The following is a 26,600-nucleotide window of genomic DNA, read 5'->3' on the forward strand; positions in this document are numbered from 1 at the left end:
GTTCGTCGCCAGCTTCATCGGCCAGGGCTATTTCATCCGTGGTCAGATGAGCAGCCATGAGGCGGTCAATACCGAGCTGGGCGAGTTGCGTGGCAACCGCGCCTACATCATGGCGCCCGGCAGTTCGGTGGACGTGCTGCTGCGCCCTGACGATATCGTCCATGCGCCAGACAGCGCACTGCGCGCCAACATCGTCGGCAAGAGTTTCCTCGGCGCTTCCACTTTGTACCGCCTGCAGCTGCCGACCGGCAGCCAGCTGGAAGCGATCTTCCCAAGCCATATCGACCATCAGCTGGGCGAGGATGTGGGGATTGCCGTCAAAGCCGACCACCTGGTGCTGTTCCCGGTGCCGGGCAGTGTCGCGGCGCAATTGCCGCGGCAAGAGAATGGGGTTCGTCGCTACAGTTCGGCGACCTGATCACCAAGCGGGGGCTGCAGTGCAGCCCCTGCTGCTTTCTAGCCTCGGCCAATCCCGGCGAACTTGCCCTGGGTATGCTCGGCCAGCACCGTCGCTGCCAACTCGACTTCCAGCCCCCGCCGTCCTGCGCTGACATGGATGGTTGCAAAGTTCTGCGCAGAGTCATCGATGAACGTGCGCAGGCGTTTTTTCTGCCCAAGCGGGCTGATGCCTCCTACCAGGTAACCCGTGGCGCGCTGCGCGGCCGCAGGGTCGGCCATTTCGCACTTCTTCACGCCAGCGGCATGGGCCAACGCCTTGAGGTCCAGCGTGCCGACCACAGGCACTACCGCCACCAGCAACTCGCCCTTCTCGCTGCTCGCCAGCAAGGTCTTGAACACCTGCTGCGGATCGAGCCCCAGCTTTTCGGCCGCCTCCAGCCCGTATGACGCCGACTTGGGGTCATGTTCATAACTGTGCACACGGTGCTCGGCGCGGGCTTTTTTCAAGAGGTCGAGGGCGGGGGTCATGCAAGGCTCCGGTCAGGGGACAGGTCGGCGGCTACTTTAGGACAATTCCCACATCCCAGCCAGTTCATCGCTTACGCGCCTGTCTAGCGTGCGGATTCGAACCCTTATCTAGCGCTCATAACGTGACCAGTGGTTCACTTTCGACCTTTGACATATGCGTTTCTTGTCTATATTTTTTCGTTTCTGAATAATTGGTGCACTTATAAGGTGCATTCCTGTATCCGCCCGGGGTCGATGGAGATAGACACCGGGCCTTGCTGTCGAGCGCCACGCGCCTCACAACAAAAAAAACGAGGTCATACATGACGACTGCGCTACGCGAACCCACACTGTCCAGCCAATGCCTGGCCGAATTTCTCGGCACAGCGCTGCTCATTTTCTTCGGCACCGGTTGTGTCGCCGCCCTCAAGGTCGCGGGCGCCAGCTTTGGGCTGTGGGAAATCAGCATCATCTGGGGGGTCGGCGTGAGCATGGCGATCTACCTCACCGCCGGGATTTCCGGCGCACACCTGAACCCGGCCGTGAGCATTGCGCTCACCCTGTTCGCCGGCTTCGACAAGCGCAAGCTGCCGTTCTACATGCTTGCCCAGGTCGGTGGTGCGTTCTGCGGCGCGGCGCTGGTCTACACCTTGTACAGCAACCTGTTCTTCGATTTCGAACAAGCCCACGCCATGCTGCGTGGCAGCAGCGAGAGCCTGGAGCTGGCCTCGGTGTTCTCCACCTATCCACACCCGTTACTGTCCACTGGCCAGGCATTTCTGGTCGAAGTGGTGATCACCGCCATCCTCATGGCCGTAATCATGGCCCTGACCGACGACAACAATGGCCTCCCACGTGGAGCAATGGCCCCTCTGTTGATCGGCTTGCTGATCGCGGTGATCGGCAGCGCCATGGGCCCGCTGACGGGCTTTGCGATGAACCCCGCGCGCGACTTCGGGCCAAAACTGATGACGTTCCTGGCCGGCTGGGGCGAAATCGCCTTCACTGGCGGTCGGGACATCCCTTATTTCCTGGTTCCGGTGTTTGCACCGATCCTCGGCGCTTGCCTGGGTGCCGCGACCTATCGCGGCCTGATCGCCCGCAACCTGCCGACGACGACAATCGCGAATCCAGAGACAAACGACAATTGCCAGGGCGATACTCAAGCCAACTGATGCTGACGCCCTGTCCTCCTTATTTTGCAAGGCCTACGACCATGACAGACACCCAGGATAAGAACTACATCATCGCCCTGGACCAGGGAACTACCAGTTCGCGGGCCATCATTTTCGACCGCGACGCCAATGTGGTCGGGACCTCCCAGCGCGAGTTCGCCCAGCATTACCCACAAGCCGGCTGGGTCGAACACGACCCGATGGAAATTTTCGCCACCCAGAGCGCGACCATGGTCGAGGCCCTGGCCCAGGCGGGTATCAGCCATGCCCAGGTCGCCGCGCTGGGCATCACCAACCAGCGTGAAACCACGGTGGTGTGGGACAAGGAAACCGGTCGCCCGGTGTACAACGCCATTGTCTGGCAATGCCGCCGCAGCACCGAAATCTGCGCGCAGCTCAAGCGTGACGGGCATGAAGACTACATCCGCGAAACCACCGGCCTGGTCACCGATCCGTACTTCTCGGGCACCAAGCTCAAGTGGATCCTGGACAATGTCGAAGGTGCCCGCGAGCGTGCCGAACGTGGCGAACTGCTGTTCGGCACCGTCGATACCTGGCTGATCTGGAAGTTCTCCGGCGGCAAGGTGCATGTCACCGACTACACCAACGCCTCGCGCACGCTGATGTTCAACATCCATAGCCTGCAGTGGGACGACAAGCTGCTGGAAATCCTGGGTATTCCTCGGCAGATGCTGCCTGACGTACGGCCTTCGTCGGAAGTCTATGGCCATACCAAGAGCGGTATCCCCATCGCCGGTATCGCCGGTGATCAGCAGTCCGCATTGTTCGGCCAGATGTGCGTGGAGCCCGGCCAGGCCAAGAACACCTACGGCACCGGCTGCTTCCTGCTGATGAACACGGGCGACAAGGCGGTGAAGTCATCCCATGGCCTGCTCACGACCATCGCCTGCGGCCCGCGGGGCGAAGTGGCCTATGCGCTGGAGGGCGCAGTGTTCAACGGCGGTTCCACCGTGCAATGGCTGCGCGATGAACTGAAGATCGTCAACGATGCCCTCGATACCGAGTACTTCGCGAGCAAGGTCAAGGACAGCAACGGCGTGTACCTGGTGCCTGCCTTCACCGGCCTGGGCGCCCCCTACTGGGACCCGTATGCGCGTGGCGCACTGTTCGGCCTGACCCGTGGGGTGAAGGTCGACCACATCATCCGCGCCGCGCTGGAGTCCATCGCCTACCAGACCCGTGACGTGCTCGACGCCATGCAACAGGACTGCGGCCAGCGCCTGTCCGAGTTGCGCGTGGACGGTGGCGCAGTGGCCAACAACTTCCTCATGCAGTTCCAGGCCGACATTCTCGGCACCTGCGTAGAGCGCCCGCAAATGCGCGAAACCACCGCGCTTGGCGCTGCCTACCTGGCGGGCCTGGCCTGTGGTTTCTGGAGCGGTCTGGACGAGCTGCGCGACAAGGCGATCATCGAGCGCGAGTTCAGCCCGCAGCTGGACGAGTCGCAGAAGGAAAAACTGTACGCTGGCTGGCGCAAGGCGGTCGATCGTACCCGTGATTGGGAAGATCACGAGGCCTGACCGGGTCAGGGCTGCTGCGCAGCCCATCGGCGCGGTTCGTCGCCACGACAAGCCGGCTCCCACACCCGGTCAGCACTGTTCCAGAGATAGGCGCTGTACCTGTGGGAGCCGGCTTGCCGGCGATGGGCCGCATAGCGGCCCCAATAGTCTACTGGTCGCCACTCCCTTCCTACGGCATCATTGCAGAATTTGTCCGGCAGCCCAGAAGGACCGCCCATGAATCTGCCCCCACGCCAACAACAAATTCTCGAGCTGGTCCGCGAACGCGGCTACGTCAGCATCGAGGAAATGGCGCAGCTGTTCATCGTCACCCCGCAAACCATCCGCCGCGATATCAATCAGCTGGCTGAACTCAACCTGCTGCGCCGTTATCACGGTGGAGCAGCCTACGACTCGAGCATCGAAAACACCGCCTACGCCATGCGCGCCGACCAGATGCGCGATGAGAAGCAGCGCATCGCCGAAGCCGTGGCCCGGCAGATCCCAGACCATGCCTCAGTGTTCATCAACATCGGCACCACCACCGAGTCCATCGCCCGTGCCCTGCTCAACCACAATCACCTCAAGGTCATCACCAACAACCTGCACGTAGCCGCGATACTGGCCGCCAAGGATGACTTCGAAGTACTGGTCGCTGGCGGCACGGTGCGCCGTGACGGCGGCGTGGTCGGCCAAGCCAGCGTCGACTTCATCAACCAGTTCAAGGTCGACTTCGCACTGGTCGGCATCAGCGGCATCGACGAAGACGGCAGCCTGCTGGACTTCGACTATCAGGAAGTGCGCGTTTCCCAGGCGATCATCACCAACGCACGGCAAGTGATCCTGGCGGCCGACTCCAGCAAGTTCGGACGCAACGCCATGGTGCGGCTGGGCTCGATCAGCCTGGTCGATTGCCTGGTGACCGACCTGCCGCCGACCCCGGCGCTGAACCAGTTGCTCAATCAGTACAAGATCCGCCTCGAGGTGGTTTGAGGTGTAGTGGGGATTCATGTGCGGGGCTTGGGATCGCTGGCGCTCTTGAGATCGAGCGCCGCCCGCGCGGCGCTCGATTTCTGCATCACCCAAAGCCCCAAGCCTGGCTCCAAAATTTTCGTAATTGTTCACTTTATTGTCATCTGATCAGCTTTTTCTATAAAGACTGACTGGCGACCGGCTTTCTCTTGCGCTAGTATTTTCGTAAACGAACATCAATGTTCATATTCGATGTGCACAGCCCCAGGAGGCCTTGCCCGTGTCCCAACCCGTTTCGTCCCAGCCCCCACTCGCCGACTGCTATGACCTCGCCGTGATCGGCGGTGGCATCAATGGCGTGGGCATCGCTGCCGACGCCGCCGGACGTGGCCTGAAGGTGTTTCTCTGCGAAAAGGACGACCTCGCACAGCACACGTCGTCGGCCAGTAGCAAGCTGATCCACGGTGGCCTGCGTTACCTCGAACATTACGAATTCCGCCTGGTGCGCGAGGCACTGGCAGAACGGGAAGTGCTGTTGGCCAAGGCCCCGCACATCGTCAAACCGATGCGTTTCGTGCTGCCCCACCGCCCGCACCTGCGCCCGGCGTGGATGATCCGTGCCGGCCTGTTCCTGTATGACCACCTGGGCAAGCGCAAGCGCCTGGGCGCCTCGCGCAGCCTGCGCTTCGGCCCGGGCTACCCGCTCAAGCCGTCGATCACCCGCGGTTTCGAATACGCCGACTGCGCCGTCGACGACGCCCGCCTGGTAGTGCTCAATGCCATGGCCGCGCGGGAGAACGGTGCGCATATCCAGACCCGCACTCGCTGCCTGCGTGCCGAACGCAGCGACGGCCTGTGGCTGGTCGAACTGCAGCATGCCGACGGCAGCCTGCAGACCATCCGCGCGCGCGCCCTGGTCAATGCCGCGGGCCCGTGGGTCGCCAGCTTCATCAAGGACGATCTCAAGCTCGACGCGCCCTATGGCATCCGCCTGATCCAGGGCAGCCACCTGATCGTGCCGCGCCTCTACGAGGGCGAACATGCCTACATCCTGCAGAACGAAGATCAGCGCATCGTCTTCTGCATTCCTTACCTGGACCGCTTCACCCTGATCGGCACCACCGACCGCGAATACAGCGGCGATCCGGCCAAGGTCGCGATCACCGAGCAGGAAACCGACTACCTGCTCAAGGTGGTCAATGCCCACTTCAACCACCAACTGAGCCGCGCCGACATCCTGCACACCTATTCCGGTGTGCGACCGCTGTGCAACGACGAGTCGGACAACCCTTCGGCCGTCACCCGCGACTACACCCTGGCGACGTCCGTCAGCGAGGGCCAGGCACCCCTGCTGTCGGTGTTCGGCGGCAAGCTGACCACGTACCGCAAGCTGGCCGAGTCGGCCATGGATGAGCTCAAGCCCTACTTCAGCCAGATGCGTGGCAGCTGGACCGCCAGCGCACCCCTGCCGGGCGGCGAAAACATGAGCACCGTGCCAGCCCTGGTCGACGCCGTGATGGCGCGCTGCGGCTGGCTGCCTGTGGACATCGCCAAACGCTGGGCGCTGACTTACGGTAATCGCGTATGGCGTCTGCTCGAAGGTGTAGAAGGGCCTCATGACCTGGGCCAGGCCATCGGTGGAGGTCTGTTCAGCCGCGAGGTGGATTACCTGCGCAGCGAGGAATGGGCCAACAGCGCCGAAGACATCCTCTGGCGGCGGACCAAGTTGGGCCTGTTCACCACCGAGGCCGAACAGCAGGCACTGCGCGAGTACCTGCAACGGCTGCCGGCGCAGATTCGCGCGGCCTGACGTTCAATGACCGCCCCGCACCGGGGCGGTTTTCTCATTCCAGGGCGCTCGCCCTCCCGCCACTCATTCGGATTTCCGAACAGGCATCCGCCATTCGTTCGGAAGTCCGTGCGCCCTATTCCCCGCAAAAGCGCCATAAATCCTTCATCCCCAGCATTTTCGGGAGGTTATGATCGAGGGAAGGGCTTGGCACGAGTCATGCTCTACACTTGGAAGCCGAATGCACACCGCTTCATGCTGTATCCGTTGAACGAAAGAGTCCGCCAACGGCTCCATAAAAAAAACAAACATGTCGAGGAAAATTTGATGCGCATCGTTCGTCAATTGCTGGGCGCCGCCATCGCGGCTGCAGTCATCGCTTCGCCGGCCATGGCCGAGGAGCTGACCGGCACCCTGAAGAAGATCAAGGATTCGGGCACCATCACCCTGGGGCACCGTGACTCCTCCATTCCATTTTCCTACCTGGCCGGCAAGCCCGAGCCCGTGGGCTACTCGCATGACATCCAGCTGGCTGTCGTCGACGCCCTGAAGAAGCAACTGGGTACGGACATCAAGGTCCGCTACAACCTGGTCACCTCGCAAACCCGCATCCCGCTGGTGCAGAACGGCACCGTCGACCTGGAGTGCGGCTCCACCACCAACAACGTCGAGCGCCAGCAGCAGGTCGGCTTCTCGGTGGGCATCTTCGAAGTCGGTACCCGCCTGCTGACCAAGGTCAAGGACGGTCAGCCTTCCTACAAGGACTTCCCGGACCTGGCTGGCAAGAACGTGGTGACCACCGCCGGCACCACTTCCGAACGCATCCTCAAGGCGATGAACGCCGACAAGCAGATGAAGATGAACGTGATTTCCGCCAAGGACCACGGTGAAGCCTTCAACATGCTCGAAAGCGGCCGCGCCGTGGCCTTCATGATGGACGACGCCCTGCTCGCCGGTGAAATGGCCAAGGCCCGCAAGCCGGCCGACTGGGTCATCACCGGCACGCCGCAGTCGTATGAAATCTACGGCTGCATGGTGCGCAAGGATGACGCAGCGTTCAAGAAAGCGGTCGACGACGCCATCGTTGCCTACTTCAAGTCGGGCAAAGTCAACGAGAGCTACGACAAGTGGTTCCAGCAGCCGATCCCGCCAAAGGGTCTGAACCTGCAGTTCCCGATGAGCGACGAGCTGAAAAAACTGATCGCCGAGCCGACCGACAAGGCCGCGGACGAGAAGAAGTCCTGATCCTCAGCTAGTGGCCTGGTGCGCTCGCGCACGAATCAATTCTGCAGGCCACTCATTAGTGTCTAACCTTTCATCCGAGGGCGCCATGCGCCCCCGGATGCTCGAAGGTGCCCGTGAAACAACCGTCTGAGGGGAAATCCCGATGAATTACAACTGGGACTGGGGCGTGTTCTTCAAGTCCACCGGCGTGGGCAGCGAAACCTATCTGGACTGGTACATCACCGGCCTGGGCTGGACCATCGCCATCGCCATTTCCGCCTGGATCATCGCCTTGCTGCTGGGGTCGGTGCTCGGCGTCATGCGTACCGTGCCGAATCGCCTGGTATCGGGCATCGCCACTGCCTATGTGGAACTGTTCCGCAACGTGCCGCTGCTGGTGCAGCTGTTCATCTGGTACTTCCTGGTACCGGACCTGCTGCCCGAAGGCCTGCAGGAATGGTTCAAGCAGGACCTCAACCCGACGACTTCGGCGTTGATCAGCGTGGTTATCTGCCTGGGCCTGTTCACCGCCGCCCGCGTCTGCGAGCAGGTGCGCACCGGCATCCAGGCGCTGCCCAAGGGCCAGGAAGCCGCCGCCCGCGCCATGGGCTTCAGCTTGCCGCAAATCTACAACAACGTGCTGCTGCCCCAGGCCTACCGGATCATCATTCCGCCGCTTACCTCCGAGTTCCTCAACGTATTCAAGAACTCCTCGGTAGCGTCGCTGATCGGCCTGATGGAACTGCTGGCACAGACCAAGCAGACCGCCGAGTTCTCGGCCAACCTGTTCGAGGCGTTCACCCTGGCCACGCTGATCTACTTCACCCTGAACATGGGCCTGATGCTGCTCATGCGCATGGTCGAGAAGAAGGTAGCCGTGCCTGGCCTGATTTCCGTGGGAGGCAAGTAAATGGACATGGATTTCAGCGAAATCATCCCCGCCCTGCCCGCCCTCTGGGAAGGCATGGTCATGACCCTCAAGCTGATGGTCATGGGCGTGGTCGGCGGTATCGTGCTCGGCACCATCCTGGCACTGATGCGCCTGTCGTCGAACAAGTGGCTGTCGCGGCTGGCAGGTGTCTACGTCAACTACTTCCGCTCGATCCCGCTGCTGCTGGTGATCACCTGGTTCTACCTGGCGGTGCCGTTCGTGCTGCGCTGGATCACCGGCGAGGACACCCCGGTGGGTGCCTTCACCTCCTGCGTGGTCGCCTTCATGATGTTCGAGGCCGCGTACTTCTGCGAAATCGTCCGCGCCGGTGTGCAGTCGATCTCCAAAGGGCAGATGGGCGCCGCGCAGGCACTGGGCATGAACTACGCGCAAACCATGCGCCTGATCATCCTGCCCCAGGCCTTCCGCAAGATGACCCCGCTGCTGCTGCAGCAGAGCATCATCCTGTTCCAGGACACCTCGCTGGTGTACACCGTGGGCCTGGTGGACTTCCTCAACTCGGCACGTTCCAACGGCGACATCATCGGGCGCTCCCATGAGTTCCTGATCTTCGCCGGGATCGTCTACTTCCTCGTCAGCTTCTCCGCTTCGTGGCTGGTCAAGCGCCTGCAAAAAAGGATCACCGTATGATTTCCATCAAGAACGTCAACAAGTGGTACGGCGACTTCCAGGTACTGACCGACTGCAGCACCGAGGTCAAGAAGGGTGAAGTGGTGGTGGTCTGCGGCCCGTCGGGCTCGGGCAAGTCCACCCTGATCAAGTGCGTCAATGCCCTGGAGCCCTTCCAGAAGGGTGACATCGTGGTCGACGGCACCTCGATCGCCGACCCGAAGACCAACCTGCCGAAGCTGCGCTCGCGGGTGGGCATGGTGTTCCAGCACTTCGAGCTGTTCCCGCACCTGACCATCACCGAGAACCTGACCATCGCCCAGCGCAAGGTGCTGGGCCGCAGCGAGGCGGAAGCCTCCAAGAAAGGCCTGGCCCTGCTCGACCGCGTCGGCCTCAGCGCGCATGCCAAGAAGCACCCTGGCCAGCTCTCCGGCGGCCAGCAGCAGCGTGTGGCGATCGCCCGCGCCCTGGCAATGGACCCGATCGTCATGCTGTTCGACGAACCCACCTCGGCGCTGGACCCGGAAATGGTCAGCGAGGTACTGGACGTGATGGTACAGCTGGCCCACGAAGGCATGACCATGATGTGCGTGACCCACGAGATGGGCTTTGCCCGCAAGGTCGCCAACCGGGTCATCTTCATGGACAAGGGCAGCATCATCGAAGACTGCACCAAGGAAGAGTTCTTCGGTGACCAGAACGCCCGCGACCAACGCACCCAGCACTTCCTCAGCAAGATCCTGCAACACTAAGTCGGCCACAGTGTCCGCTGCCCCTGCATTCATCGGGCAGCGGACGCTGGTCGTGACAAGGCCACTGTGATGAAATGCGACCCCTCGCTTCTTCGCCCTGCCAAACCTGCCGTGAAATCCCGCCTGATCCGTCAATTGCTGCTGCCGCCGCTGGTCATCCTGCTGATGGTCGGCCTGGGCCTGGCCGGCTACCTGATCAGCGAAAGCAACGGCATCCGCACCCTCAGCGAAAACGGCGAACGCCAGCTGGAGCTGCACGCGCGCACGGTCGAGAGCGAAATCAGCAAGTACACCTACCTGCCGAGCCTGCTGGAGCTGGAAGACAGCGTGTCGCAGCTGCTCACCGACCCCGACGGTGCCAACCGGCAAATCGTCAACGAATACCTCGAAGGCCTGAACCGGCGCAGCCGCAGCCGGGCGATCTTCGTCCTGGATACCAACGGCCGCGTACAAGCCACCAGCAACTGGCGCGATCCCGACTCATTCCTCGGTGAGGACCTGTCGTTCCGTGCCTACTTCCAGAACGCCGTGCGCGGCGAACCGGGGCGCTTCTACGGCATCGGCAGCACCACCGGCGAAGCCGGCTACTTCCTGGCCCATGGCCTGGAAGAGCACGGCAAGATCATCGGCGTGGCGGTGATCAAAGTGCGCCTGGACACCCTGGAGGAACGCTGGCAACGGGCTCGCCTGGAAGCCTTCGTCAGCGACGAGAACGGCATCATCATCCTGTCCAGCGACCCCGCGCGGCGGCTGAAATCGGTACGCCCGCTAACCCCGCAGATCAAGGAGCGCCTGGCGCGCAGCCTGCAATACTACTGGTGGCCGCTCAACGAGTTGCAGCCCCTGGCCCGCGAGACCCTGGCCGATGGCGTGGAAAAGCTCACGTTCCCGACCAACAGCGAAACCGCCCAGGGCAAGCCCCGTGAAGTGGCCTACCTGGCACAAACGCGGCGGCTGGTCGATACGCCGTGGCATTTCACCTTGCTCACGCCTTTACAGGACCTGCGCCGCGAATCGATGGTGCAAGGCATTCTGGTGGGCGTGGCGTTCGCCTTGCTGGCGATCCTCGGCATCGCCTGGAACGAGCGGCGCAAGGTGGTCGCCACCCGCCTGGCTGCCCGTGAAGCGCTGGAAGAAGCCAACAGCCAGCTGGAGCGGCGCATCGCCGACCGGACCGCCGACCTGCGCGCCAGTAACGAACGACTCAAGGGCCAGATCCGCGAACGTCGGCACGCCGAACAGACCTTGCGCCACGCCCAGGACGAACTGGTACAGGCTGGCAAACTGGCGGCCATCGGGCAGATGTCCACCAGCATCGCCCACGAACTCAACCAGCCGCTGGCGGCACTGCGTACCTTGTCCGGCAACACGGTGCGCTTCCTCGAACGCGGCGCGCTGGAAACCGCCAGCACCAACCTGCGCACCATGAACGACCTGATCGACCGCATGGGCCGCATCACCGCCAGCCTGCGCTCGTTTGCCCGACGCGGCGACGACACCGGCCAGGCATCGCTGGCCAAGGCCGTCGACGCCACGCTGCAAGTGCTTGCCAACCGAATCAGCGCCTGCCACTTGCAACTGCACAGCCAGTTCGAGGACCACCAACTGGCCATCGACCAGACGCGGCTGGAGCAGATCCTGGTCAACCTGATCGGCAACGCCCTCGATGCCATGGCCTCCCAGCCGCTGCCTGAGCTGTGGCTCGAAGGTGAGCTGCAAGGCGACAAGTATCGCCTGCGGGTACGCGATAATGGCCACGGTATCGACGCCGAAGCGCGCAAGCACCTGTTCGAACCCTTCTTCACCACCAAACCCGGCGAACACGGCCTGGGCCTGGGCCTGACCCTGTCGGCGAGCCTCGCCGCCGCCGCCAAGGGCAGCCTGAACGTCGAGCACCCCGCCAACGGCGGAACCGCCTTCGTCCTGGCCCTGCGCCTGGTCACGCCCCCTAGCGAAACGGCAGATCATCCATGAACCCAGCACCCCTTACCGTCCTGATCGTCGAAGACGACCCGCATGTGCTGCTCGGCTGCCAGCAAGCCCTGGCCCTGGAAGACATCGCCTGCGAAGGGGTCGGCAGCGCCGAGCAGGCCCTTGAACGCATCGGTGATGACTTCGCCGGTATCGTCGTCAGCGACATTCGCCTGCCAGGCATCGACGGCCTGGAACTGCTCAACCGCCTCAAGGCCCGTGACCGCAGCCTGCCCGTGGTGTTGATCACCGGCCACGGCGATATCGACATGGCCGTCGGCGCCATGCGCAACGGCGCCTACGACTTCATGGAGAAACCCTTCTCGCCAGAACGCCTGGTCGAGGTGGTCAGGCGTGCCCTGGAACAGCGCGGGTTGTCCCGCGAGGTATTTGCCCTGCGCCGCCAGCTGGCCGAGCAGAGCAGCCTGGAGGGGCGCATCATTGGCCGCTCGCCGGCCATGGAGCACTTGCGCGAACTGATCACCAACGTGGCCGACACTTCGGCCAACGTACTGATCGAAGGCGAAACCGGTACGGGCAAGGAGCTTGTCGCACGCTGCCTGCACGATTTCAGCCGACGCCAGGGCCAGCCTTTCGTCGCGCTGAACTGCGGCGGGCTGCCGGAGAACCTGTTCGAGAGCGAAATTTTCGGCCACGAAGCCAATGCCTTTACCGGCGCCGGCAAGCGTCGCATTGGCAAGATCGAGCATGCCAATGGCGGCACGCTGTTCCTCGACGAGGTCGAGAGCATGCCCATCAACTTGCAGATCAAGCTGCTGCGCGTACTCCAGGAGCGCACCCTGGAGCGTTTGGGCTCGAACCAGAGCATCCCGGTGGACTGCCGGGTGATCGCCGCGACCAAAGCCGACCTGGCCAGCCTGGGCCAGAGCGGCCAGTTCCGCAGCGACCTCTACTATCGGCTGAACGTGGTCACCCTGGAATTGCCACCCCTGCGTGAGCGCCGCGAAGACATTCGCCAGTTGTTCGAGCACTTCCTGCAGCAATCGGCGTTGCGCTTCGATCGGGAGTTGCCGCAACTGGACAGCCAGACCCTTTCGCGGCTGATGTCCCACGACTGGCCGGGGAACGTGCGCGAGCTGCGCAACGTTGCCGAACGCTTCGCGCTGGGCCTGCCTGCCTTCAAGAAGAGTCCGAGCGGTGGCGCCAGCCAGGGGCTTGGCTTTGCCGAAGCGGTGGAGGCCTTCGAACGCAACCTGCTCAGCGACGCCCTGCAGCGTACCGGCGGCAATCTCAGCCAGGCCAGCCAGGAACTGGGGATGGCCAAGACCACGTTGTTCGACAAGGTGAAGAAATACGGCCTGGGCTGAGATCGGCAAGGGAGCTGCGGGAGCAACTGCCTTGCTCAGTGTCTAAACGCTGACGCGATTCCTGTAGGAGCCGGCTTGCCGGCGATGAGGCCGGGACAGGCACGACGATGTAGCCTGTGCGGGCCCTATCGCCGGCAAGCCGGCTCCCACAGGTATCGGCGCAGGCTTCTCGATCTGAGCCGCTACAGGCCGGCGATGTGCGTCACGTCCTGCCGGTGCGCTTGCAGGTAAGGCAACACCGCCCCCAGCAACGGCGCCTTGAACGGCTCCTGAAAACGATGCGCCAACCCCGGAATCAGCCGTAGCTGGCTACCCTGGATATGCGCCGCCAGGTGCACCCCATGCATCACCGGCAACAACGGATCGGCCGTGCCGTGCACCACCAGCGTCGGCACGCGCAGTTGATTGAGCAGCTCAACCCGACTGGGCTCGGCAAGGATCGCCATGATCTGGCGCTTGGCACCCTCGGGGTTGAACGCACGGTCATAGGCCACTGCAGCCTGCTGCAACAAAGCGGCCCGGTCATCATGCACCTGCGGGCTGCCCAATGCCGCCAGCAGGTCAGCCTGCTGCTCGATGGCCACCTCGCGGTTCGGCGCACTGCGCCGGGCCAACAGCTGCACCAGGGCAGGGTCCGGCGCCGGCAGGCCTGCCGCGCCAGAGCTGGACATCACCAGCGTCAGGCTGCGCACCCGTTCCGGCGCCATCGCCGCCAGGTGCTGGGCGATCATCCCGCCCATGCTGACACCCAGCACATGGAATTGACGAATGCCCATGGCGTCCATCAGGCGCAAACCATCACCGGCCATGTCGGTCAGGGTATAGGGCGCGGTAACCGGCAAGCCCAGCTTGTAGCGCAGCAACTGAACCGTCAGGTTGGCCGTGGGCGGCAGCTGGTTCCAGCGTGACAGGCCGACATCGCGGTTGTCGTAACGGATAACCCGAAAGCCCTGGCGGCACAACGCCTCGACCACATCGTCCGGCCAGTGAATGAGCTGGCCTCCCAGGCCCATGACCAGCAACAAGGCCGGATCACGCGGCGCCCCGACGCTCTGGTAGGCCAGGCTCAGTTCGCCAATTTCGGCCCTTTGCACCGGCACCTGGGCATCGCAGCGGTTGTCGGCGAAGCTGGCCGACACGCTGAACACGAAAAAGAAAATGACCCAAAAAACGCGCATGTAAGAAAACCAGAATGCAGATCCCCAGTAGAGCGCGAGTCTGATGACTTTCATTCAAGCGCGCTGCCACAGTTCAGTGACAGTTTGATGAACCCTGCCGAGCGGTTGATCCAAGGTTCAGTCGACAGTGAGGGGCAACATGAGAGAAACTCAACTTAATCCCTGTTTCCTCAAATTTTCTCTCGGAGTCTGCTGTGCTGGAGATCCGCCACCTGAAAACCCTTCATGCCCTGCGCGAGGCCGATAGCCTGGTGGAGGCCGCCGAACGCCTGCACCTGACGCAATCGGCGCTGTCGCACCAGTTCAAGGAGCTGGAAGAGCGCCTGGGCCTGCCCCTGTTCGTGCGCAAGACCAAGCCGATCCGCTTCACCAGCGCCGGGCTGCGTCTGCTGCAACTGGCCGACGCCACCCTGCCGCTGCTACGTGGCGCCGAGCGTGACATCGCCCGCCTGGCCGGCGGCACGGCCGGGCGCCTGCACATGGCCATCGAGTGCCACAGCTGCTTCCAGTGGCTGATGCCGACCATCGACCAGTTCCGCGATGCCTGGCCGGAAGTGGAGCTGGACCTGGCGTCGGGTTTCGCCTTCGCGCCGCTGCCTGCCCTGGCCCGTGGCGACCTCGACCTGGTAGTGACCTCCGACCCCGTGGACCTGTCGGGCATCACCTACGTGCCGCTGTTCACCTACGAAGCCATGCTCGCCGTGGCCAACCAGCACCCGCTGGCCAGCAAGCCCTACATCGTGCCGCAGGACCTGATCGACCAGACCCTCATCACCTACCCGGTGGAGCGCGATCGCCTGGATATCTTCACCCGCTTCCTGGAACCTGCCGACATCGAACCGGCGGTCGTGCGCACCTCGGAGCTGACGGTGATGATGATGCAGCTGGTGGCCAGCGGCCGTGGCGTCTGCGGTATGCCCCACTGGGCGCTGCACGAATACAGCTCGCGCGGTTACGTGAAGGGCAAGCGCCTGGGCGAGAAGGGCCTGTTCGCCACGCTGTATGCTGCAGTGCGCACCGACATGCTCGATGCGCCGTACATGCGCGACTTCCTGCTGACCGCCAAGGACACCTCGTTCGCCACCCTCGATGGGGTCAGCGCGGTACGCTGACGGCCTGGCGATACAGCGGCAGGATCAGGTCGCGGGTCAGCGGCGCCAGTTCCAGCGCAGGCGCCTGATCGGCGGCCAGCCACACCACCTCTTCGATTTCCGCTGCCGGGGTCACGGCCTCGGCGCAGTCGACCCTGAAGAGCTGCGCCTGCACTTCGAAGCCCGGTTCGTTGGCTGCCGGGGCACTGAACTGGCCCAGGGGGATGGCTTGCGCCGGGTCGATGTGCAGGCCCAGTTCTTCGTGCAATTCGCGCACCAGGGCAGCCACCGGTGTTTCCCCCGCATCGATCTTGCCGCCCGGCTGCATGAAGGCTTGGGTGCCGCGTTTGCGTACCAGCAAGGTGCGGCCTTGAGGGTCGATGAGCAGGGCGGCGGCGATGCGGATGATGTTGGGCATGGGGTGGGCTCGCGGGCAAAGGGAGGGAGAATCCCATGCGCTCCCTGGCCTGACAAGGATACTGCTGTCTGCACCGGCCCGATCGCCGGCAAGCCGGCTCCCACAGGTACTGCACAAGACTGAATCTCTGTGGAGATACCTGTGGGAGCCGGCTTGCCGGCGATCGGGCCAGAGCAGACGAACGGCCCCTTGCCAAGCCGCCCTCTACCCGCCATAACCAAGGCATGAACCTGCCAGCCCACCAGCACCCGGTGCTCGAGCTGTTCCACCCTGCCGTCGGCACCTGGTTCCGCCGCCAGTTCGCCACGGTCACCGACGCCCAGGCCCGTGCCTGGCCGCTGATCCATGCCGGCCAGTCGATGCTGCTCGCCGCGCCGACCGGTTCGGGCAAGACCCTCAGCGCCTTCCTTGCCGTGCTCGACGAACTGTTCCGCCAAGGCCTGGAGCACCACGGCGAACTGCCGGCACAAACCCAGGTGATCTACGTTTCCCCACTCAAGGCGCTATCCAACGACATCCGCCTCAACCTCCAGGCCCCACTCGAGGGCATCAGCCAAGTCCTCGAAGCGCAGGGCCTTAAGGCACCGCGCATCACCACCGCCGTGCGCACCGGCGATACCCCGCAGAAGGAACGTGCGGCCATGCGCAAGCTGGCCCCACACATTCTGGTGACCACACCCGAATCGCTGTACGTGCTGATGGGCTCGGCCTCGGGCCGCGAAGGCCTGGCCAGCGTGCACACAGTGATCGTCGACGAGATCCACGCCCTGGCCGGCAACAAGCGCGGCGCCCATCTGGCACTTACCCTGGAGCGCCTGCAGGCCTTGAGCGGGCGCCCGCTGCGGCGTATCGGCCTGTCTGCCACCCAGCGCCCGGTGGAGCGCGTGGCGCAGTTTCTGGTCGGCCACCAGCGCCCCTGCGCGATCGTCGATATCGGCCATGCCCGCCAGCGCGACCTGGCCATCGAGGTGCCACCCGTAGCGCTCGGCGCGGTGATGGCCACCGATGTCTGGGGCCTGGTCTACGACCGTCTTGCCGCCCTGGCCCGGCAACATCGCACCACGCTGGTGTTCGTCAACACCCGGCGCCTGGCCGAACGCCTGACCCGCCACCTCAGTGACCGCCTGGGCAAGGCCGCGGTGGCCGCGCACCACGGCAGCCTGGCCAAGGAGCTGCGCCTGGATGCCGAGCAACGCCTGAAGAACGGGGACTTGCAGGTACTGGTCGCCACCGCCTCGCTGGAGCTGGGCATCGACATCGGTGATGTCGACCTGGTCTGCCAGGTTGCCTCGCCGGGCTCGATCGCCGCCTTCCTGCAGCGTGTCGGGCGTTCCGGTCACCAGGTCGAGGGCGTGCCCAAAGGGCGGCTGTTCGCCACCTCGCGGGACGACTTGATCGAATGCGTGGCCTTGCTCGAGTGCATCCGCCAGGGCGAACTCGACGAATTGCACATCCCCAAGGCCCCCCTGGATGTCCTGGCCCAGCAGATCGTCGCCGAGGCCAGCAATCAAGCCTGGCAGGAACAGGCCCTGTTCGACTGCCTCCGGCAGGCAACCCCCTACGCCGAACTCGACCCGGACCATTACCAGGCGCTGCTGCGCATGCTCGCCGAAGGCTACAACGGCCGCCTGGGCATTCGCAGCGCCTACCTGCACCGCGATGCGGTCAGCGGCACCTTGCGCGGGCGCCGGGGTAGCCAGCTGACGGCGCTGACCAGTGGCGGCACCATCCCCGAGACCGCCGACTACACGGTGCTCCTCGAACCCCAGGCGCTGAACATCGGCAGCGTCAACGAAGACTTCGCCGTGGAGAGCATCGCCGGCGACATCTTCCAGCTGGGCAATGCGTCCTACCGCATTCTGCGGGTCGAACCGGGCCGGGTGCGGGTCGAAGACGCCCATGGCCTGCCGCCGACCCTACCGTTCTGGCTCGGCGAAGCACCGGGGCGCAGCGATGAGCTGTCTGCCGCCGTGGCCCGCCTGCAGGCCCGCATTGACGAGCAGCTTGGGCTGAGCGAAGGCGATTTCACCCAGGTTTTGCAGTGGTTGCAAAGCACCTTCGAACTGGACGAAGCCTGTGCCAGCCAGCTGCTCGACTACCTGGGCCGTACCCGTGAAGTGCTGGGCGCCCTGCCCTCGCAGCAAACCCTGGTGATGGAGCGCTTTTTCGATGAGTCCGGCGGCACCCAGCTGATCATCCATTCGCCCTACGGCAGCCGCATCAACCGCGCCTGGGGCCTGGCCCTGCGCAAGCGCTTCTGCCGCACCTTCAACTTCGAGTTGCAGGCGGCGGCCAGCGAGGACGCCATCGTGCTGTCGCTGTCCACCAGCCACAGCTTCGAGCTGGACGAAGTCTGGCGCTACCTGTCCAGCCGCAGCGCCGAGCAGATCCTCATCCAGGCCCTGCTCGACGCCCCGCTGTTCGGTGTGCGCTGGCGCTGGAACGCTGCCGTGGCCATGGCCCTGCCGCGCTTCGTGGGTGGGCGCAAGGTGGCCCCGCAGATCCAGCGCATGAAGAGCGAGGACTTGATTGCCGCCGTGTTCCCCGACCAGATCGCCTGCCTGGAAAACATCGCCGGTGAACGGCAGATCCCCGATCACCCGCTGGTCGAGCAGACCCTCGACGACTGCCTGCACGAAGCCATGGACTGCGAAGGCTGGCTGGCCCTGCTCAGGCGCATGGAGCACGGCCAGGTGCGCTTGCTCTGCCGCGACCTGCCGGCCCCTTCACCGCTGGCCTCGGCCATCCTCAATGCCAGGCCCTATGCGTTTCTCGATGACGCCCCGCTGGAAGAGCGTCGCACCCAGGCGGTGCTGAACCGGCGCTGGAACCCGGTGCAAAGCGGCGATGACCTCGGCGCGCTGGACGCCGACGCCATTGCTGCCGTCGAGGCCGAAGCGTGGCCCCAACCGGGCAATGCCGACGAAATGCACGAAGCGTTGATGAGCCTGGGTGCCATCAGCCAACCCGAAGTGCACGCCAACGCCAGTTGGGATCTGCTGCTGCGCCAGCTGGCCAAGGCCGGGCGGGCGTTGCAGTTGCCCACGCAACAGCTCTGGCTGGCCCGCGAACGGATGAACGTGCTGCACGCGCTGTACCCGCAAGCACCCACGGCACCTGCGCTCGACATATTGCCCGGGTTCGACCAGGCCATCGACCCGGACAGCGCCCTCAGCGAGCTGCTGCGCGCCCGCCTGAGCGGCCATGGGCCCCTGACCCTGGTGCAGATCGCAGGCCCGCTGGGCAAGCCTCTGCCTGCCGTCGAGCAGGCCCTGGCCCGGCTGGAGGCCGAAGGCTATGTGTTGCGCGGCCAGTTCAGCCCAGGCCAGCACGCGCCACAGTGGTGCGAACGTCACCTGCTGGCGCGCATCCACCGCTACACGGTCAAGCGCCTGCGCCGGGAAATCGAGCCGGTCAGCCTGCAGGACTTCATGCGCTTTCTGTTCGACTGGCAGCACCTGGCACCGGGCGAGCGCCTGCGCGGCCCGCTGGCCGTGACCGAGGTACTTGGCCAGTTGCAGGGTTTCCCCAGCGCGGCGGCGGCTTGGGAAGCCGAGCTGCTGCCGGCACGCATCGCCGACTACAGCCCGCACTGGCTCGATGATGCCTGCCGCAGCGGGCAGTTCGCCTGGAGCCGGCTGGCGGCGACAGCGGCCAGCAATACCTTGTCCAGTACCCCGCTGGTGCTGCTGCCCCGTGAAAACCTCGGCACCTGGCGCAGCCTGGCGCCGGCTACAGCCGTGGACACCCTCGGCCTGCGCGCGCAACGGGTGCACGAAGTGCTGCAGGCACAAGGGGCATTGTTCTTCGATGAACTGGCGCAGGATGCCCATCTGCTGCCCAGCGAACTGGAAACTGCACTCCAGGCACTGGTGGGCGCAGGGCTGGTGGGGGCCGACAGCTTCATCGGCTTGCGCGGCCTGATCACTCCGGCGGCGAAGCGCACCTCGCGCAACAGCAGGCGTGGCCACCCGCCCCTGTCGAGCAACATGGCCCATGCCGGGCGCTGGGCATTACTGCGCAAGGGCAGCGGCAATGCAGATGACAGCGAGCGCCTGGAGCACATCGCCCGCGCCCTGCTGCGGCGCTACGGGGTGATGTGCTGGCGGCTGCTGGAGCGCGAAAGCGATGTGCTGCCGCCCTGGCGCGAGTTGTTGCGTTGCTATCACCGCCTGGAGGCGCGCGGCGAGATTCGCGGCGGGCGCTTCATCGCCGGGCTGGCGGGTGAGCAGTTCGCCTTGCCCGAGGCAGTCGGCCTGCTCAGGCAGGTGCGGCGGCGAGCGTTGGACGGTGCACTGGTGGTGGTCAGCGCCAGCGACCCGCTGAACCTGGTGGGGTCACTGCTGCCTGGGGCGAAAGTCCCGGCCGTTAGCGGCAACCGCTTGCTATACCGCGATGGGGTGCCAGTGGCCATGCGCATCGCCGGGCGCTACAGCTACCTGGTCGAGGCGCCGGCCGCCGAGCAGGAAAGTTGGCGGCAAAAACTCTTGCGCGAATGATTTTTGTTACCCCAATTTTCATTTTCAGCACCGCGCAACCGGGCTATGGTCGGGGTTTGTTCCAGGCCCCTGAGCCTGACCGAGCCATCGCAAGGACCCCGTATGAGCCTGTCACTTCTCAGCCGCTACGCCTTTTTCGCCGCTTGTGTACTGTTCACCCTGGCGAGCCTGCCGTTTCTTCATCACGAATGGCTGTGGCCATTCACCCTGACCACCGCCCTGCTCAGCCTGATCGGCGTGTTCGACCTGCTGCAGCAACGCCACGCGGTACGCCGCAACTACCCGATCCTTGGCAACATTCGCTACCTGGTGGAAGGCATCCGCCCGGAAATCCGCCAGTACCTGCTGGAAGCCGACAGCGATGCCCTGCCCTTTTCCCGCGCCCAACGTTCGCTGGTCTATGCGCGCGCCAAGAACGAGGCTTCGGACAAGCCCTTCGGCACCCTGATCGACGTGTATCAGTCCGGCTTCGAATTCATCGGCCATTCCATGCGCCCGGCACCGCTGGCCGACCCTGCGAGCTTCCGCACAATCATCGGCGGCCCGCAGTGCAGCCAGCCGTATTCGGCATCGATCTTCAACATCTCGGCCATGAGCTTCGGCTCGCTCAGTGCCAACGCCATCCGCGCCCTGAACCAGGGTGCCAAGCTCGGCAACTTCCACCATGACACCGGCGAAGGCAGCATCAGCCCCTATCACCGTGAACACGGCGGCGATCTGGTCTGGGAACTGGGCAGCGGCTACTTCGGCTGTCGCACGGCGGACGGCCGCTTCGACCCCGAACGCTTCGCTGCCCAGGCGAGCACCCCGCAGGTGCGGATGATCGAGGTCAAGATGAGCCAGGGCGCCAAGCCCGGCCACGGCGGCATCCTGCCCAAGCACAAGGTGACCCAGGAGATCGCCGACACCCGCGGCGTGCTGATGGGCGAGGATTGCATCTCGCCGTCACGCCACAGCGCCTTCTCCACGCCCATCGAGATGATGCAGTTCATCGCCCAGCTGCGCGAGCTGTCGGGCGGCAAGCCGGTAGGCTTCAAGTTCTGCCTCGGCCATCCGTGGGAATTCATGGGCATCGCCAAGGCCATGCTGGAAACCGGCATCCTGCCCGACTTCATCGTCGTCGACGGCAAGGAAGGGGGTACCGGTGCCGCGCCGGTGGAGTTCACCGACCACATCGGCGTGCCGCTGCGCGAAGGCTTGCTGTTCGTGCACAACACCCTGGTCGGCCTGAACCTGCGCGACAAGATCAAGCTCGGCGCCAGCGGCAAGATCGTCAGCGCCTTCGATATCGCCAGCGTGCTGGCCATCGGTGCGGACTGGGCCAACTCGGCACGCGGCTTCATGTTCGCCATCGGCTGCATCCAGTCGCAAAGCTGCCACACCAACAAGTGCCCGACCGGCGTGGCCACCCAGGACCCGCTGCGCCAGCGTGCGCTGGTGGTACCTGACAAGGCCCAGCGCGTGCTGAACTTCCACCACAACACCTTGCGCGCCCTGGCCGAGATGCTTGCCGCAGCGGGCCTGGAGCATCCGGCGCAGCTGGAAGCCAAGCACCTGGTGCGGCGAGTGTCGGCCACCGAGATCAAGCTGTTCTCGCAGATGCACGTGTTCCTCAAGCCGGGCCAATTGCTGACCGGCGAGGTGGATGGGGAGTTTTATTCGCGCATGTGGCAGATGGCGCGGGCGGACAGTTTCGAACCGCACAGTGAAGTAGCGGCCTGACCTTCAGCTGCCTTGGATTGAGCGAACAAGATGGCATAGGCAGTTCCACTTCTGAGATGTTGCAACCGAGTCCAATCGCGGGGCCATGACTGCCCCGCGATTGACTGTGACGTGACGCCGACCCACCAAATACGACCTGATGGCGCGCTGAGCGCCTGCAAATCTGCCACGTACAACTGCTCCGACCTTGGATAGATCAGTGATTTCCATCCATAAAAGAAAGGCGACGTCCCAGTATTGTCGCCCCCCAGGCCCATCTCGAACACCAACGGTTCCACGCCCGTAGCGTTGTAGTAGGCCGAGCTGTAATACCAGAAATCATGGTTCACCACGATCAGATCGCCAGGTCGCCACAGCTGATTGACCTGTTCGAACACATTGTCCAGCCTTGCCTGGCGCCAGTCCGAACCATTGGTGTTGATTTGCCCATCGTAGAGTCGACATAGGGCTGCAACCTGCACAACCAGGCAAGCAGCTAACAGCACCAAGCCAAGACGCGACCTGGAGACCGCTTTTTCCAGCATCAGCCCGATCAGGATGGGTAACCCATTGGCGCAGTACGACAGGAACCGAAGATAGTAGAGGGGCATCGCATAGGACCCCAGCCATGCCAGCAGCAGTGGCAAAAAGCTGAAAAGGCAAATCAGGAGGACGGGCCTGGATGGCCGTTTTTCAGTGACAAGCAAGCCGATGCAAGCGCTAAGCACTGCCAACGGAAACGTCCAGAACAGCCATTGGGGAAAGTGCTGCCCATCGTTCAAGGTCAGAAACGACCATAGGGTGCTGGGCACGGTAGTCAACGTGACGGCAGGCAACCACTCCACCCAGCTTGTGTGTGCCAACTGTCCCCAGAACGATGGCAGCCAAGGGCTATAGGCAAGCGCGATCATCACGTTGCACGACCACCATGCACGTGATCGAATCAGCTGCCCCCCATGCGACCGGCAGATGATCATCAGATACGACCAATGGGCAGCTACACACAACATCGTGAAGTAATGTGTGTACAGACCCGCAGTGATGAACAGCACGTACCCGAGCAGATACTCACGTCGATCCGGCTGCAGAACCCACTGCAGCAGCATCAGCGTCGCTGCCAGCAACAGCAGGCCCAACAGGGCATACATGCGGGTTTCCTGGCTGTAACGGACAGCTACCGGCAGCAAGGCCAGCATTACCCCCACGATGAGTGCAGCCCTATGATTGGCCAACCGCGCTGCAATCAGCATTGCAACGACCACAGCTAGGCTTCCACAGAGTACGCTCAGCCCACGCACGGCCAGCAAGCCATGGCCGAACATCGCTATCCAGTAGTGCAACAGCAGGTAGTACAGCGGCGGATGAACATCACGCGATACGTGAAGCAGTATCTGCGCGGGAGGCATTTCAGCGAGGGTCACGGAGTAGGCTTCATCGAGCCAAAGGACTGGCGTGGTGACCGCATAGAGTCGCGTCACGCAGGCAAGCAACACGATAGCCGTGCCGAAGGGCAGCCAGGCACGCATTGACGAGCCGCTTCCTGCAGCCAGAATGCTGCGCATCAATCCCCCTTCAACACTGGTCGCAGATCTCTTGATGTCCGGCGCCCCGCAACCGACCGGATCACATACCGCGGGCGATGCTTGGACTCCATGTAGATGCGCCCGATGTACTCGCCCAACACGCCGATCCCGATCAGTTGCACGCCCCCTAGAAACAAGATGGCAGACATCATTGAGGGATATCCGGGCACCGGGTTGCCGAACAGCCACTTATCGGCCACCTGGAATGCCGCATAGGCAAACGCACCCAGCGCGATGCTGCCGCCCACGTACGTCCACAGGCGCAGCGGCACGGTGCTGAAGGAGGTAATGCCGTCCAGGGCCAGGTTCCACAACTTCCAGCCATTGAAGCGGCTGTTACCCTGGCGGCGGGAACAGCGGTCATATTCGACCACGGTAGTATTGAACCCTGCCCAGGACAGCATGCCTTTCATGAACAATTGCTGTTCAGGCATCGACTTGATTACCTCGACCACCTTGCGGTCGAGCAGTCGAAAATCGCCAACATTCTCTTCGATGCGTATCTGCGAAATCCGCTTGAGCAGGAAGTAGAACCCGCTGGCGGTCAACCGCTTCAGGTAAGTGTCACTGGAGCGATCGCGGCGCTTGGCCAGCACCACATCGAAGCCGGCTCGCCACTGTTCGATCAACAGCGGAATGACATCTACCGGATCCTGCAGATCTACATCGATCGGGATGATCGCCTCGCCAACGGCCATTTCCAAGCCGGCAAACAACGCCGCTTCCTTGCCAAAGTTGCGCGACAGGTCGACCAGCATGACATCCGGGTCGCCCGCAATGAGCTGACGGATCTGCTGTTCACTACCGTCCTGGCTGCCATCGTTGACGAAGATCAGCTCGACCCGCACGGTTTCACCCTTCAACGCCTGGCGTACTGCGTCATAGAACGGCCGGATCGCCAGTTCCTCGTTGAACACCGGCACGATCAACGAAATATCCACTTGCGTCGCTCCGCGATGATCCAGCGTGACAGCAGGAAACCCAGGACCAGGCTGATCACCGAATACAGCATGACGGTGGCTGCCGGACGCCAGCCTTGAGCATCTGCAACCGCCCCAAGCGCCAGGCTGAGGCTGCCCATGCCTACCACGAACACCAGGTAGCGCAGGAGCGAGAGGGGCACCCTGAAGGTGTAACGGGAGTTGACCAGAAAGGAAAACGACAGCGCCACGAAGAAGGCCGTCAGGTTGCTGATCGCCTGGTCAGTGCCGGCGAACAGGTGCATCGCCGTGAACACTGCAACATGAATGGCGGTATTGAAGACGCCGACGATCAGGTACTTGAAGAACGCGGGTAGTCTGCGCTGCATGGTCGGTGCCGCCCTTCCTTGCCTGGCCTGAACGCCACGTTAGGCGATAGGTGCAAGGTGTTCTACTGACAAAAATGTCAGTTGACGGCTACATGGACCGAGGAAAGCTGCCAGCAAAAGGGCCGCCCGCAGGCGGCCCCCTGCCTCGTCAGGCCGCTGGGCTGACCACGCCCTGCGCCTGCTTGGGCGCCAGGCGGAAGGTGTAGTACAACGCCGTCAGCAGTACCAGGAACGCCGGGCCGATGTACAGCGCCACGCGGGTATCCTCGAAGTACGCCATCAGGCCCACCACCAGCACCAGGAACGCCAGCGCCAGGTAGGAGCTCAGCGGCCACAGCCACATGCGGTACTTCAAGGCCTTGCGCTCGGCGCTCGACAGCCCGGCGCGGAACTTCAGCTGGGCCAGCAGGATCATCACCCAGGTCCAGATCGCACCGAAGGTGGCGATCGAGGTCACCCAGACGAATACTTTCTCCGGCACCAGGTAGTTGGCCAGTACACCCAGCAGCAAGGCACCCATCGACAGCAGCAGCGCATTGCGTGGCACGCCGTTTTTCGAGGTGCGGGCAAAGACCGCCGGGGCCTGGCCGTTCTGCGCCAGGCTGTAGAGCATGCGCCCGGTGCTGAAGATACCGCCGTTGCACGACGACAGCGCCGCGGTGATGACCACGAAGTTGATGATGCCGGCGGCAGTCTTGATGCCGAGGCGCTCGAAGGTCATGACGAACGGGCTACCCTGGCTGCCGATCTCGTTCCACGGGTAGATCGACAAGATCACGAACAGTGCACCCACATAGAACAGCAGGATGCGCCAGAACACCGAACCGATGGCCTGCGGGATGGTTTTCTGCGGGTTGCGCGCTTCACCGGCGGTAAGGCCGATCATTTCCACGCCCAGGTAGGCGAACATCACCATCTGCAGCGACATCAGCACGCCGGTCACGCCGTTGGGCATGAAGCCACCGTTGCTCCACAGGTTGGAAATACCCACCGCCACGCCGTCATTACCGAAGCCAAAGGCAATGATGCCGATGCCGCCAAGGACCATGGCGATGATGGTGACGATCTTGATCAGGGCGAACCAGAACTCGAACTCGCCGAACGCCTTGACCGCGACCAGGTTGACCGCTCCCATGCTGCCCAGCGCCATCAGGGCCCAGATCCAGCGTGGCACGTCGGGGAACCAGATGCCCATGTAGATGGCCACGGCGGTGATTTCCGCGACGCAGGTCACCAGCCACAGGAACCAGTAGTTCCAGCCGGTGAGAAAGCCCGCGAGGGGTCCGAGGTAGTCTTGCGCGTAACTGCTGAACGAGCCGGCGACCGGATTGTGCACGGCCATTTCACCGAGCGCGCGCATGATGACCAGGATCGCCAGGCCGCCAATGATGTAGGAAAGCATGATGGCCGGGCCGGCCATTTCAATGGCTTTGGCCGAACCGAGGAAAAGACCGACACCGATACAGGCGCCCAGCGCCATCAGACGGATGTGCCGTTCGCCCAGTTCACGCTTGAGAGGGCCGCCCTGGGCGGTCTCTGCATGGGCAGGGTGGTTGCCGACTGGCATAGCAATACAACCTCATTTTGTTATTGGATATGACCTTCGTGCAGCGGCGGCCCGCC

The 26,600-nt window shown here is 63.5% G+C and carries 21 protein-coding genes; 14 read left to right on the plus strand and 7 right to left on the minus strand.

The features are described from left to right. Window positions 1–418: TOBE domain-containing protein (locus PMI38_RS12800; RefSeq protein ID WP_008094553.1), on the plus strand; the 418-nt coding region annotated here is incomplete at its 5' end. A 38-nt stretch (window positions 419–456) separates the two neighbouring features. On the opposite strand, the gene ybaK is transcribed toward PMI38_RS12800, so the two are convergent. Continuing rightward, window positions 457–927 carry a Cys-tRNA(Pro) deacylase gene (ybaK, locus tag PMI38_RS12805; protein WP_008094555.1) on the minus strand — a complete coding sequence of 157 codons (471 nt, stop codon included), beginning with the start codon at window positions 925–927 and terminating at the stop codon, window positions 457–459. A 302-nt stretch (window positions 928–1,229) separates the two neighbouring features. Here ybaK and PMI38_RS12810 point away from each other — a divergent pair, with 302 nt between their 5' ends. From PMI38_RS12810 to PMI38_RS12855, 10 genes are all read left to right on the plus strand, one after another. After that, the gene (locus PMI38_RS12810; protein ID WP_008094557.1) at window positions 1,230–2,081 is read left to right on the plus strand and encodes an MIP/aquaporin family protein; all 852 of its coding nucleotides are present in this window, start codon (window positions 1,230–1,232) and stop codon (window positions 2,079–2,081) included. A 41-nt stretch (window positions 2,082–2,122) separates the two neighbouring features. Beyond that, window positions 2,123–3,622 carry a glycerol kinase GlpK gene (gene glpK, locus PMI38_RS12815; RefSeq protein ID WP_008094560.1) on the plus strand — a complete coding sequence of 500 codons (1,500 nt, stop codon included), beginning with the start codon at window positions 2,123–2,125 and terminating at the stop codon, window positions 3,620–3,622. A gap of 216 nt (window positions 3,623–3,838) precedes the next feature. Further along, on the plus strand, window positions 3,839–4,594 hold the full coding sequence (glpR, locus tag PMI38_RS12820; RefSeq protein ID WP_008094561.1) for a DNA-binding transcriptional repressor GlpR: 756 nt from the start codon (window positions 3,839–3,841) through the stop codon (window positions 4,592–4,594). A gap of 259 nt (window positions 4,595–4,853) precedes the next feature. Next, window positions 4,854–6,383 carry a glycerol-3-phosphate dehydrogenase gene (gene glpD / locus PMI38_RS12825; RefSeq protein WP_008094564.1) on the plus strand — a complete coding sequence of 510 codons (1,530 nt, stop codon included), beginning with the start codon at window positions 4,854–4,856 and terminating at the stop codon, window positions 6,381–6,383. A 306-nt stretch (window positions 6,384–6,689) separates the two neighbouring features. Beyond that, window positions 6,690–7,607, plus strand: coding sequence for a glutamate/aspartate ABC transporter substrate-binding protein (locus tag PMI38_RS12830; protein WP_008094566.1), 918 nt, complete (start codon window positions 6,690–6,692; stop codon window positions 7,605–7,607). Window positions 7,608–7,749: 142 nt separating this feature from the next. Further along, window positions 7,750–8,496 carry an amino acid ABC transporter permease gene (locus PMI38_RS12835; RefSeq protein ID WP_008094567.1) on the plus strand — a complete coding sequence of 249 codons (747 nt, stop codon included), beginning with the start codon at window positions 7,750–7,752 and terminating at the stop codon, window positions 8,494–8,496. Continuing rightward, entirely contained in the window at window positions 8,497–9,168 is a 672-nt protein-coding gene (locus PMI38_RS12840) for an amino acid ABC transporter permease (RefSeq protein ID WP_008094569.1), read from the plus strand. Continuing rightward, entirely contained in the window at window positions 9,165–9,899 is a 735-nt protein-coding gene (locus tag PMI38_RS12845; protein ID WP_008094571.1) for an amino acid ABC transporter ATP-binding protein, read from the plus strand. Before PMI38_RS12840 ends, PMI38_RS12845 begins: the two co-directional genes overlap by 4 nt. Window positions 9,900–9,968: 69 nt before the next feature. Next, the gene (locus PMI38_RS12850) at window positions 9,969–11,873 is read left to right on the plus strand and encodes a sensor histidine kinase (protein WP_008094574.1); all 1,905 of its coding nucleotides are present in this window, start codon (window positions 9,969–9,971) and stop codon (window positions 11,871–11,873) included. Next, window positions 11,870–13,198 (plus strand): sigma-54-dependent transcriptional regulator, encoded by a 1,329-nt coding sequence (locus PMI38_RS12855; RefSeq protein ID WP_008094575.1) that lies wholly within the window; start codon window positions 11,870–11,872, stop codon window positions 13,196–13,198. The genes PMI38_RS12850 and PMI38_RS12855 overlap by 4 nt, the downstream gene beginning before the upstream one ends. Before the next feature lie 182 nt (window positions 13,199–13,380). Here PMI38_RS12855 and PMI38_RS12860 read toward each other — a convergent pair whose 3' ends face one another. Continuing rightward, complete coding sequence (locus PMI38_RS12860; protein WP_008094577.1) at window positions 13,381–14,376, minus strand: alpha/beta fold hydrolase; 996 nt, start codon at window positions 14,374–14,376, stop codon at window positions 13,381–13,383. Between the two features lie 194 nt (window positions 14,377–14,570). Between PMI38_RS12860 and metR the strand changes: the two genes are divergently transcribed. Continuing rightward, window positions 14,571–15,488, plus strand: coding sequence for a transcriptional regulator MetR (metR, locus tag PMI38_RS12865; protein ID WP_008094579.1), 918 nt, complete (start codon window positions 14,571–14,573; stop codon window positions 15,486–15,488). Here metR and PMI38_RS12870 read toward each other — a convergent pair. Beyond that, on the minus strand, window positions 15,472–15,885 hold the full coding sequence (locus tag PMI38_RS12870; RefSeq protein ID WP_008094586.1) for an NUDIX hydrolase: 414 nt from the start codon (window positions 15,883–15,885) through the stop codon (window positions 15,472–15,474). The genes metR and PMI38_RS12870 overlap by 17 nt on opposite strands. A gap of 224 nt (window positions 15,886–16,109) precedes the next feature. Between PMI38_RS12870 and PMI38_RS12875 the strand changes: the two genes are divergently transcribed. Both PMI38_RS12875 and PMI38_RS12880 read left to right on the plus strand, forming a co-directional pair. Then, the gene (locus tag PMI38_RS12875; protein WP_008094588.1) at window positions 16,110–20,384 is read left to right on the plus strand and encodes a DEAD/DEAH box helicase; all 4,275 of its coding nucleotides are present in this window, start codon (window positions 16,110–16,112) and stop codon (window positions 20,382–20,384) included. A 102-nt stretch (window positions 20,385–20,486) separates the two neighbouring features. Next, window positions 20,487–22,106: an FMN-binding glutamate synthase family protein gene (locus PMI38_RS12880; protein ID WP_008094593.1), complete on the plus strand. Its 1,620-nt coding sequence runs from the start codon at window positions 20,487–20,489 to the stop codon at window positions 22,104–22,106. On the opposite strand, the gene PMI38_RS12885 is transcribed toward PMI38_RS12880, so the two are convergent. From PMI38_RS12885 to PMI38_RS12900, 4 genes are all read right to left on the minus strand, one after another. Next, complete coding sequence (locus PMI38_RS12885; RefSeq protein WP_081502536.1) at window positions 22,040–23,647, minus strand: glycosyltransferase family 39 protein; 1,608 nt, start codon at window positions 23,645–23,647, stop codon at window positions 22,040–22,042. The genes PMI38_RS12880 and PMI38_RS12885 overlap by 67 nt on opposite strands. Beyond that, window positions 23,647–24,609, minus strand: a complete 963-nt coding sequence (locus PMI38_RS12890) for a glycosyltransferase family 2 protein (RefSeq protein WP_008094600.1) — start codon at window positions 24,607–24,609, stop codon at window positions 23,647–23,649. The genes PMI38_RS12885 and PMI38_RS12890 overlap by 1 nt, the downstream gene beginning before the upstream one ends. Continuing rightward, window positions 24,594–24,977: a GtrA family protein gene (locus PMI38_RS12895; RefSeq protein ID WP_008094601.1), complete on the minus strand. Its 384-nt coding sequence runs from the start codon at window positions 24,975–24,977 to the stop codon at window positions 24,594–24,596. The genes PMI38_RS12890 and PMI38_RS12895 overlap by 16 nt, the downstream gene beginning before the upstream one ends. Window positions 24,978–25,125: 148 nt before the next feature. Further along, window positions 25,126–26,544 (minus strand): amino acid permease, encoded by a 1,419-nt coding sequence (locus tag PMI38_RS12900; RefSeq protein WP_008094602.1) that lies wholly within the window; start codon window positions 26,542–26,544, stop codon window positions 25,126–25,128. Window positions 26,545–26,600: the final 56 nt, after the last annotated feature.

The sequence above is a fragment of the Pseudomonas sp. GM84 genome (assembly GCF_000282535.1).
In the GTDB taxonomy this organism is placed as follows: Bacteria; Pseudomonadota; Gammaproteobacteria; order Pseudomonadales; family Pseudomonadaceae; genus Aquipseudomonas.